9 protein-coding genes are annotated in these 10,862 nt (G+C 47.5%); 6 read left to right on the top strand and 3 right to left on the bottom strand.

The genetic code is table 11. The features are described 5' to 3' along the window. Positions 1-51 precede the first annotated feature (51 nt). A complete protein-coding gene (locus F8N00_RS11930) occupies positions 52-666 on the bottom strand; it encodes an NAD(P)-dependent oxidoreductase (RefSeq protein WP_023467651.1) in 615 nt (204 codons plus the stop codon). 181 nt (positions 667-847) lie between these two features. On the opposite strand from F8N00_RS11930, the gene F8N00_RS11925 reads away from it, so the two are divergent. From F8N00_RS11925 to F8N00_RS11900, 6 genes are all read left to right on the top strand, one after another. Continuing rightward, a complete protein-coding gene (locus F8N00_RS11925) occupies positions 848-1,537 on the top strand; it encodes a hypothetical protein (RefSeq protein WP_421018261.1) in 690 nt (229 codons plus the stop codon). A gap of 17 nt (positions 1,538-1,554) precedes the next feature. Next, positions 1,555-2,478, top strand: a complete 924-nt coding sequence (locus F8N00_RS11920; RefSeq protein WP_029341157.1) for an AAA family ATPase — start codon at positions 1,555-1,557, stop codon at positions 2,476-2,478. Positions 2,479-2,484: 6 nt separating this feature from the next. Beyond that, positions 2,485-3,552: a DUF58 domain-containing protein gene (locus F8N00_RS11915; RefSeq protein ID WP_058712915.1), complete on the top strand. Its 1,068-nt coding sequence runs from the start codon at positions 2,485-2,487 to the stop codon at positions 3,550-3,552. A 28-nt stretch (positions 3,553-3,580) separates the two neighbouring features. Continuing rightward, on the top strand, positions 3,581-4,441 hold the full coding sequence (locus F8N00_RS11910; protein ID WP_075642045.1) for an ABC transporter permease subunit: 861 nt from the start codon (positions 3,581-3,583) through the stop codon (positions 4,439-4,441). Then, positions 4,441-5,469, top strand: a complete 1,029-nt coding sequence (locus F8N00_RS11905; RefSeq protein ID WP_075642044.1) for an ABC transporter permease subunit — start codon at positions 4,441-4,443, stop codon at positions 5,467-5,469. Before F8N00_RS11910 ends, F8N00_RS11905 begins: the two co-directional genes overlap by 1 nt. Positions 5,470-5,584: 115 nt before the next feature. Continuing rightward, positions 5,585-6,757: an MFS transporter gene (locus F8N00_RS11900; RefSeq protein WP_421018260.1), complete on the top strand. Its 1,173-nt coding sequence runs from the start codon at positions 5,585-5,587 to the stop codon at positions 6,755-6,757. Between the two features lie 52 nt (positions 6,758-6,809). Here F8N00_RS11900 and F8N00_RS11895 read toward each other — a convergent pair whose 3' ends face one another. After that, a complete protein-coding gene (locus F8N00_RS11895; RefSeq protein ID WP_075642042.1) occupies positions 6,810-7,919 on the bottom strand; it encodes an MFS transporter in 1,110 nt (369 codons plus the stop codon). A gap of 144 nt (positions 7,920-8,063) precedes the next feature. Further along, positions 8,064-10,619, bottom strand: a complete 2,556-nt coding sequence (locus F8N00_RS11890) for a sensor histidine kinase (protein WP_075642041.1) — start codon at positions 10,617-10,619, stop codon at positions 8,064-8,066. Between the last annotated feature and the right edge of the window lie 243 nt (positions 10,620-10,862).

The raw sequence follows: 10,862 nt of genomic DNA, 5'->3' as shown, positions 1-10,862 counted from the left end.
CTGTCACCCTTATCTTTGTAGAGACTGACTTTTGAGTCAGCCCCTTCTTCATCATTCAGCGAGACCGACACTCGATTTGATATGATCTTCTGTTTCAATCGCTTGTAAGAGGAAATGCGCCACATCTGCGCGATTGATCTGTTTCGCATCTTCCGGTACACCTGTATCTGCTTGACGATAAAGTCCCGTCAACGGACCGTTCAGTAAGCGAAGTGGTCGGGCTACCGTATAGTTCAAATCTGCTTGTTGTAAAAGCGCGATCGCTTGGCGGTGATCCTTCAGTGGATTTTTCAGAATCCGCTGAGCGAGCATCCCTTGTACACCCGGTAATTCATCATCAACACCGGCAGACGCAACATAACCGATCCGGTCTACCCCCTGTTTTTTCATCGCTGTCACGATCCGGACGAGACTCCGTTCTAAAAAGCCGCTGTATGCAAGACTCTCTGTGCCAAGAGCCGTCAGGACAGCCTCTTGTCCGGCAACAGCAGCCGTCACCGCTTCTTGATCGAGCACGTCGCCTTTAACGACGTGTAACCGTTCGTCACGTAGTGTCAGTTTTTCCGGACTGCGGACGAAGGCTGTGACCTCATGCCCGTGATCAATCGCTTGCTTGACCAGTTCTTGCCCCGTTTGACCCGTCGCTCCAAAAATAATCAATTTCATACAAAACACCCTTTCTCTTTCAAGAACCACTGATTCCATCATACCCTCACCACTCGAAAATGAATCGTCTCACCTTGTCTTTATTTTCAGAAAATTGTTTTTATTTGTTAAGCGTGTATGCTAAAATCTTCCTAAGTACATATGGATATTTTTTCCTTAAAAACAGGAAGGAGGATCGCTTGTGTTACGGCAACGCTTTATCATGTCGCTTGGTGTCATTCTGATTGGTCTGTTCTTGTTTCAAACCGTCACGACGTACGTCTATACGCATTACATCATGCCGGATCCTTTTAAAAAGCCTTCGATTGCAGAAACTGAAGCGAACGGCGAAATTAGTTTTAAAAACGGTCACTCACCTACTAAAACAAAAGGCAAAATGCCTTTTGAACCGATCGATCCACGACCTGGTCCAAAAGAGCTCTGGAAATCTCTTAAAGCGGATGCTTCTGACTCCCCCTTTTCTTATCTGCAATATGTCATTTTAATCAGCTTGTTTAGTTTCATGGTCTGGAAACTCGTTCAGTCACATCTCGTGAAAAAACGGCGCAGGTCTACAGGAGAAGTAACGGATGACGTTCCATTTGCTCAATCAATCTTTCGTCCTGCTTCTTTAAGAAAATCGCCTTATCTGTATGCATCGTATTCGTCTTCACGTGTCCGTGATCTCGTCATTCGTTTTGAGCAACACTTACCGCGCAGTCAGCAACGTCGTCCGAACGAAACGCTTGAAGACTGGTTACGTCGGATTGAAGTCGCTGTCGATTTTCAGTTATATCGGAATATTCGCTACGGTGATATGTCGGAAACGATCGTCACGGATGATGAAATTCTACGCTTCGAACAACAACTAGCACGCTACTCAACCATTTAACTTTGGAGGGATTTCCTATGAAACTACAACAATTAAAAGACCAACTCAATTCGATCTATCTCGGTAAACCGGACGTCATCGATCTTTGTCTGACGGCACTCATCGCAGAAGGACATATTCTACTAGAAGATGTACCGGGAACGGGGAAAACGATGCTCGCCAAGGCGCTCGCTCAGAGCTTCGAGAGTGCCTTCTCGCGGATCCAGTTCACGGCGGATCTTCTCCCATCAGACGTCATCGGTTCAGACTTCTTCAATTTAAAGACACAGGAGTTCGAGAATAAACGCGGTCCACTGTTCGCGAACGTCGTCTTGATCGATGAGATTAACCGTGCCGTTCCGCGGACACAATCGGCATTGCTTGAAGCGATGGAAGAGCGTCAGGTCTCGATTGGTGGAACGACCTATCAGATGCCAGCCCCATTCTTCGTCATCGCGACACAAAACCCGATTGAATCGGCAGGAACCTTCCCACTACCGGACGCCCAACTCGACCGGTTCATGGTCGCGATCGAAGTCGGTTATCCGGATTTCGAGAACGAACGGCGCTTATTGTCTGAGATTCTGACGAACGTCCGTCGGTCAGCTGTCGGCATCGCGTCAGGCGGTGACTTGATTTCCTGGCAGGAAGAGGCACGCCGCGTCCATGCATCGCAAGACGTGCTTGATTATCTATTACACATCGTTCAAGCGACACGAAACCATGAACTCATTGAAGTCGGTGTCAGTCCGCGTGGAGCGATTGCATTACTTCGCGCCTCGCAAAGCTACGCTTTCTTGAATCAACGCGACTTCATCATCCCGGAAGATATCAAATATCTTGCAAAACACGTCCTATCCCATCGCCTGACACTGACACTCGAAGGTGGAATCAAGACGACGAAAGCGGCTGTTTTGACGCATATTCTGGACGACGTGCCGGTTCCGGTCGAGATGGGGTGACGAATCATGCAGATTGAACGTTCCGTCCCGTTTTGGCTTGAACGCCGACTTTTTCCACTGTACGTCACGATGACGTTCATCTTCCTCTTCATTCCGCGTCTTTCCGTCCTCGGTTTCCTGTTTGCAGCCTTGGCGACGATTCATTTCGTCGTCGGGCGAACAGAAAAGCAGCTCCGACGGGACGTCGCAATTGAATGGAAGCACTATGAATCATTGATGTTCAACCAGGAACAGACGACACTCCATTTACAAGTCTTCGGTGTCGAATCCTTGAGTCAGCTTGGGCTCGAAGCGACACTTCGTTTGCACACGGATGGCGGAGTCATTTTCCCGGAGATGGATCCACTTCACCCGGCGACGTTTCATGCAGTGATTGACTCTGAAGACGCAGTGACGATCCCAATTCAGACGGTTCGTCGTGGACCAGCCGAATTCGATGAGATCATCTTGACGATTCGTTTGCCGTGGAAGATGGGCGTTTATCTCTTTACGTTCGATACGTATCCGTCGTTTACAGTCTTGCCGTCCTTGACAGCGCAAGCGACGCCGCTTCTTTTACAACGTTTACGGATCGGTGATCGACCGGACCGCTACTCACCGCTCAAGAACAAACTGGTTCAGCTTGGTGCAAAACCTTATACGGCGGAACCGTCAAAAGAGATCGATTGGTATGCGACGGCGAAGACCGGTCGCCTGCAGGCGAAAGTGTTCGAAACGAGCAATCAGGATACGTTTACGATTGCCTTGAATTTATCAGCCCCGAGCGGTTACGGTCTCCATCAACAATTCGAGACGTTCATCGAACAAGCGGCATTCCTGATCAGTGAATTAATCAAGGAAGGCTGTAAGATCGAACTATTCCTCAATCGACTCGACGGAGCGAACCGAATGACGCATCTTTCACTACAAGAAGGACAACCACAATTAAAACATGTCCTGATGACGCTCTCGACGGTTTCGACGCGTGATTCGTTCATCGCAACGCAACAGTTCGAACGCTACGTACTGCGCCGGAAACATATGAACAGTCAGTTGATCCAAATTGGCAATGACCGGATCCTCGCCATCGGTTAAGGATCCAAAGAAAGGAGTTTTTCCCTTCATGTTTTTTATCGCCCGAAAATCAATTCAGCTCATCGTGGCTTTTTTTGTCTTGATTGCGATCAGCGCCCTTCCTGCGCTCGTTGCGCAAATGAAATTCAACCCAGCAAGCTACTGGGAAGGTCTGCAGCAACAATTTGCTCAATTAACGAAACTTGATGAGATCACTTATTTTAACGTGACTGCTCAAAAAGAAGTTCTACTACTCCCTTCTTTACAGCCCTATATTCAAGAGACGTTAATCATCTTTACGACAGCTATGTTAGTCTCCGTTGTGTGTGCGATTCTTTACGCCTATCTGTTTTATCGAAGTGGCAGACGAACACGGACACTATTAAAACAGACGACACGCACGCTTGAAATGGTTCCAGACTTATTTTGGATCATTCTTTCACAATTTCTTGTCATTTATTTATTTAAAATGACAGGTTATAGCAACATCGAGATTGCAGGAACCTATGCAGACTCGATTCGCTTTTTACCAATCGTCACCTTGACGCTGACTACATTATTTTTCTTTATTAAATGGCTGACGACACAAGTACTCGAACAAGAATCTGCACCATTCCTCGAACTCGCGCGCGCAAAAGGCATTCGTCCAACCGCCCTTTTCTGGAAACATTTACTGCCAACGATGATCTATCGGTTTTATCTATTTTTCCGAGCCAATATCATTACGATACTATCGAGTTTGTTAATCATTGAGTACACTTTCCAGGTCCAAGGTCTGTTTCGCTTCGCCCTTTACTTTGGACAAATGCCAATTTTGATGGTCATCTTGTTCTTAATCTACCTACCCATCTTCATCATTGATTTACTGGCTGAATGGTTGATTCCAAACGCCTGGAAAGGTGGGATTTGATGCGCCGTACCTTGATGAAAGACCCAGTTTTCTGGCTCTGCCTCATTCTACTTACCGGTCTACTATTGCTAAGCTTTGGTAATACGATTTTCCGCGATGGTCAAGTCAATCAGATTTCGAACCGGTATGCTGAAGATGGTACGTTCCTTGCGACGTCACCACTAAAACCGTCAAGTGATCAATGGCTAGGTACGGATCGGTCCGGTAATGACCTTTTCCAAATGATGATTGAAGGTTTTAAATGGACGATTGGTATATGTACGATTGTTGCGATTAGTCGAATGACTCTCTCATTAGTCGTTGCGATTCCGTTAGCTTTTCGAAATGCTCGTGTTAATCGATACTTAAAACTTATCCTTGATGGTTTTTTAGTTTTACCACTTTCTCTCGTTTCTTTACTGCTTTTATTTTCATCTCTTGTCTTCATGGATTCGACTGTAGTTCCACCATTGTTCGATCGCGTCTCGTTTGAGTTGATCGTCCTGATTCTACTTGGTATACCCTCTTTGTCGCTTTATCTAATTGCTGAGACTCGTCAATTGCTCAATCAAGAATTCATGATCGTCGCCCAGACACTCGGTGGTAGTCCGTGGTATCGGTTTAGACGTCATATCTGGCCACACCTTGTTCCGACATTGACGATTGTCTTCATGCAACAATTCATTCAAACGTTGATGTTGCTGATCCATTTATCACTCTTAGGTATTTTCTTCGCCGGAACAGTCAATTTATATGAGGGTGTCATGCCAACAATCTTTGAATGGTCTTCAATGTTCGGTTATTACTATAACCAGTTTTCAGCGACGTCTTGGCTCAATCATATGTTCCTTGTTCCACTGATTGGGTTAGCATTAGTCGTCTTTTTCAGCAATCTATTCATGAGTCGACTCGAACGGGCTTTCCGCTTCCGCCAGCAACTAAAACCAATCAAGCTATCAGCATCTCGTGCTCAAGACGAAGCCGCCGCAACTTCGATGGTCGATCCCTTTACACCCGTTGCACTGAAATCTCATCACGATTCTGATTGACAATCCATTTTTTTCCTCTTACACTAGAAAAAAAACATGAAATGAGGGCGTCCAATGTAAGTCATTCTGAATTCTCACTCCTAACTAAATACGTACGATATGGAGGTCATTCAGAATGAACCGGTTTACGCTTTTATTGGTCAGTCAATGGATTGCGAATGCGGGAGATGCGCTCTATATCGTCTCCCTGATCGCGATGATCTATCAAACGACAGGGCAAGCGAGTCTCGCTGCCCTGTTTCCTGTTCTCGTCACAGCAGGCATGACAGGAAGCGGCTTCTTATTCGCCCAAGTCGCTCAACGTGTTCCCCATGCCTCCTTGTTGTTCGGCAGTCAACTCCTCAAGACGATTCTATTAGGCGTCATCTGGGGATTTGATTTACCACTGCCACTTATCCTCGCACTCGTTGGATGTATCGCTTTCTTCGACGGATTTGCTCGTCCGATCGAAAGTGCCTTCATCCCTCGACTGTGTCAGGATGTCCAGAAAGCTAACAGTCTCGTACAAGGTTCGAATCAAGTGATTCAGCTCATCATGTGGCCGCTCGGCGCCATCCTGGTCAGCTCGTTATCCCCTCTTTCCGTCTTGTCCGTCTCGGCTGGTCTGTTTTTAGGTGCCAGTCTCATCAGCTACCTGTTCTATCGAAGCGTCCGCTCTCTACCCGACCCTTCGATGGAAGGGGAAGACGTCTCCTTCCGGTCGAGTATTCGCTACACGCGAACGCATTCTTTCGCGAAAGCCAACACGTATCTCGTCGGAATCGATGCGTTCGTCAGTACGGCTTGGATTTCTGCTCTGTTCCTCGTCTACATCGATACACATTTCCAGCTATCGGAACGCTGGTGGGGCATTCTAAATGCCTTCTATCTGCTGAGCATGATCGCCGGCAGCTACATGATGTTACGTCGTCGTGGAACGCGTTCGTTGCTTTATCGTAGTATCGGCTTTTCGATTAGTGCGACCTTCTTGTTTGCTTTCGCTCCAATCGTCACACTTGCCGTGATCGCTTGTCTGATCCAAGGGTTTGCAAGTCAAGTCCGGGCGATCGAGCTGAATACGTTGTTGCAGACGACGACACCACTCGAACGGTTACCGTATGTCTATAGCGTGCAACAAACCGTGTATGCACTCTGCTTCTGTCTCGGTAGTCTGCTGTTCGGATGGCTTGCCGATCTGTTTGCGATCGAGCTCGTCTATGCGCTTGCAGGAGTCCTCTCCTTGTTGATGTGGCAACCGGCTCGCCAGGTATTAGCACGTTCCTCTCAGGAGCAACGACACGTGTCGTAATAAATGGCAGTCAAAAGGACAAAGGTCAATACACCTTTGTCCTTTTTTTGATTCAGTTCTGACGCGTTCGCGTCACACTATACAATAGAAGCAACATAAGTGAGACGAGACCGAGCGCGGCATAGGTCATCTGAAGCGAGAAGACACGTTCGACGAAGACGAACAGCGTACCGGTTCCAAGCACAGCTAACCGTTCAATGACTGAGATCAGTGACGTAAACGTTGCACGTCCATTTGGCGGCGCAACTTCTTGGATGACAGTGGTCAAATAAGGCTCAGCCCAGCCATAGCACAAGTACAGCGTTCCGAGTAACCCGATACTGACGAGCGGTGAGGCAACCGACAATCCGGTAAGACACACGATATAGATCATCGCCCATCCGACCGGAGATCGGAACCGAGATAATGACGCGCCGGTCGCCTGCATGATTTGAAATAACACGAAAACGAATCCGAAATGGACCATCGGTATCGTTTGATCCCGTAGATAAAGTTGCCAAAACTCATCGACGAAATCAATCGTCGCCCCGTATAACAAGACAAGACAAAGAATTCGAACGTAGACGCGTCGAAACGAAAAACCGTTTAGCAATGTCTTTAATGAACTCGTCTCTCCGTCTTGTTCTCGCGATGCTTCCTTTAAGAAAAACGTCAGCAGTACTGTTCCGAGCAATACCCACCAGGACACGTGATAGTGCCAAAACAAGTCTACCGATCGCACGGCGTAACTTCCAACAAGTGCCGCAAGTCCTGATGTCAATAAACCACCGATTGAAATCAGTCGCCAGACCAGCTCGAATCGCTCTTCTATCCTTTGCATTCGCAATGTTTCATAGACGTGGGCTTCAAGTGCTCCACTAAGTGCTGCGCCACCGATGCCGGCAAGGACCATCGCCAAGAGGAAGGCAGGTAATGAGTAGGCTTCAAGCAACACCGTAAACGATAACCACTCACATACGAAACCAGCCAGAATGAACGGCTTTCTGCCCCACCGATCGGATAACAAACCGAACGGAACCTCACCAATCAACATGACCCAAGCAAAGACGATTTCTGCGATGACGACGTCGGCAATGCTCATTCCCCGGTCTTCCCAGTAAAAGCGCTCAATCACATAAGCTGGAATGAACGAACTACTGGCTTCGATCAGGATCCAAAGCATGAGTGATCGTCGGACTTAACAAGGCCATCTGCTTCGCCGCATCTCCTCACTTCCTTTCTATTTGATAGTAGTTAATTCCCGTTTTGCAGATGAAACCAACAAAAAAACGCCCTTTGATTAAAAAATCAAAGAACGCTTTTGACATTAACATTCATCTGCCGATTCCGTGACCGGTACGACGGACTGGACGATCGGTAGTTCGACGATGAACGCGGACCCGACACCTTCTGTTGATTCGACATGAATCATCCCTTCGTGCGAACGAACGATTTCCTGACAAATCGCAAGACCAAGACCGGTACCGCCGATTTTTCGACTATCGGAATTATCGACTCGATAAAACTTACTAAACAGTTGTGGTAACGCGTGACGAGGAATGCCGATTCCCTCATCTTCGATCTTCAGCTGTACACGATCTTCGACTTGACGCATCGTGATCGTGATTTGACCACCATCCGGTGAATACTTGATTGCATTGTTGATCAGGTTCGTGAACAGCTGACGCATTTTTTGTTCGTCAGCATGAATCCGCCCCGTCGTCGTTTCTTCAAAATCAAGGACAAGCTCGTGATCTTTTGCCGAAGCGGTATGGAACTCGACCGTTTCTTGAATGACTTTCGTCAGATCAAGCGGTTTAAAGTCATACTGTTGCTGACTCGATTCCATGCGCTGGACATCGAGGAAGTCGTTGACGAGGTTCGTCAACCGTTCGGTTTCCGCATGAATCGTCTCGAGATACCGTTGACGTTTTGATTCCTGGACGTCGCGCGCGAGCATCAATTCCGTGTAGCCGTAAATCGAGGCAAGCGGTGTCCGCAACTCATGCGAGACGGTCGAGACGAATTCCGATTTCATCCGGTCGATCGCTGTCTCTGCCGTCACGTCGCGCAAGACGAGCATCGTACCGCGGAAACAACCACCGTAATGAATTTCCTCTGCATACAGCGTGACGAATCGCTCTTCCTCGTTCAAGGACAACGCCAAGCTCTCCGTCGGAATTTCCTGACTGCAGACATGATCCATGTAGGTTAAGAACGCCTCATGTTGATCGACTTGCACTGCCAACTCTTCGATTTTGACGTCGAGCGTCATCAATCCTTCTTCCGCCACTTGATCGTGCGCCGGATGATGGAATAAAGCGAGCAATGGTTTATTGGCAAAAATCGTCTCTCCTTCGATATAGATGACCGCTTCCCGAATCGAATGGAGAAGTTTGGACGTCTTTTCCCGTTCTCGTTCGACTTCTTCAAAGACACGCATCCGGAGCAAGGAGAGTGCCAATTGACGGGAGAACGACCAGATTTCGTTCGTCTGCTCTTCCGTAAAGGCATCCCGGTAACGGACGAGATAAATGCTTGCAATCATTGTGTTCGTCGCTGGATCCATCACCGGTACGACGATTTCGTACATCGTGTACGGATATGGGAGCGGATGATGACTCGCGACTTGTTTCGTCGAGCGAACAGCGCGTTTGTTTTGACGTGTGCGTTCGAGTAATGACGTCGAAGCATGCAATAACTGGTTTTCTTGCGCTGCCGTCATCCCGTACGAGACGAGATCCGTATAGCGGTCTTGCTCTAAGAAGACGATTGCTCCGAGCTCCGCATCGGTAATCGTGATCAATTTTTCGATGATCGCTGGATACGCAGTCAATGTTTCACGAGACGCGAGTGTCTCGGTCAACTCATTGCGATAACGCAAATGGGTCTCGTTGCGCAACGTGATGTCGAGAGCTTCTTCGAGTTCTTCCTGTTGCGATTGAAGTTCTTCTTGCTGAGCAATTAATTCTTCCTGTTGACTTTGTAGTTCGTCGTTATTTGCGACGAGTTGATGTTTTTGCCCGGAAATGGCGGCTGCCATCTGGTTGAACGTCGTCGTCAACTCACCGATCTCATCTTGACGATTCGTGATGACGATCGGTGTCGCATCCTCGCCTTTAGCCAGTCGCCCACTTTCCCGGTTCAACTGACGCAACTGACGCGTCAAGCGGCGGACGAATGGTCGGACGAAAACGAGAGTGATCAATAAGAGGATTGCGATATTGACTGCTCCGAGAATTTGCGACGAGTTGACTTGTTTACCAAGCCGCTCTTGCGCCGCCATCTCTTGATCGTTTAAGGAATTACGATATTTTGTAAAAACGCTCTCCATATCAACGATACTTGAACTCATATCAGCCGCACTCTTCGTCTTGATGTTGAACTTCCGCTGTGGATCGAGTGGTTTTGATTTCGTCACTTTTCCGAGCGTCGGCATCTTCAAGAACGGTTCCGTCACTTTGCCGTCTTTTTTCGCCGCGACATAATTGACGAGGCTTGGCATGACGCGTTGGGTATACGCCGTGTAGAGTTCCCGTGCGTCCGTTGCATACTGCCGTTCTTCTTTAAAGCGTGCATTGCGCTCGAACCACGTCGTTTGTTGATTGATGCCATTTTTCTTTGCTTCGATTTCTTTTAACATCTCTTCGTCACCAAGCAAGACGAAGCCACGCATCTCGTACTGCATGCTTTGCCATGATTCGTACAAATCCGTCGCCCGTGTCCGATGTTCGTTTAACATCTTTAATTCTTGGCGTGATTCATCCACCTGTTGTTTCGTATATAGGTAGACACCACCTGTCGTTAACAGCAGTGTCAGAAAAATCACATAAAACGCAGACATGATTTGCCGTCCAATCGTTCGATTCAGCCATGTTTTCATTAAAGGAATTCAACTCCTTTCCCTTTATCCTTCTCCAGCAATAAAGGTATTCCCGTCCATTCATTGTAAACTTTTTTCAATCGATACACAGCATTCTGCTCAAAAAGATTTCAATTTCATACAACTTTAATCTAAATCGTTGTATATGACAATTAGATGTCACGATTCAACCGTTTTCAACAAAAAAAAAAGAGCCCCTCAGGACCCTTTTTTAGTGATGATGGTGATGGCTATGACTATGAC

Source organism: Exiguobacterium sp. A1_3_1 (assembly GCF_048985645.1).
Taxonomy (GTDB): domain Bacteria; phylum Bacillota; class Bacilli; order Exiguobacteriales; family Exiguobacteriaceae; genus Exiguobacterium_A; species Exiguobacterium_A indicum.
Note: the sequence above shows the minus strand (reverse complement) of the source record. Positions and strands in the feature narration are given on the sequence as shown.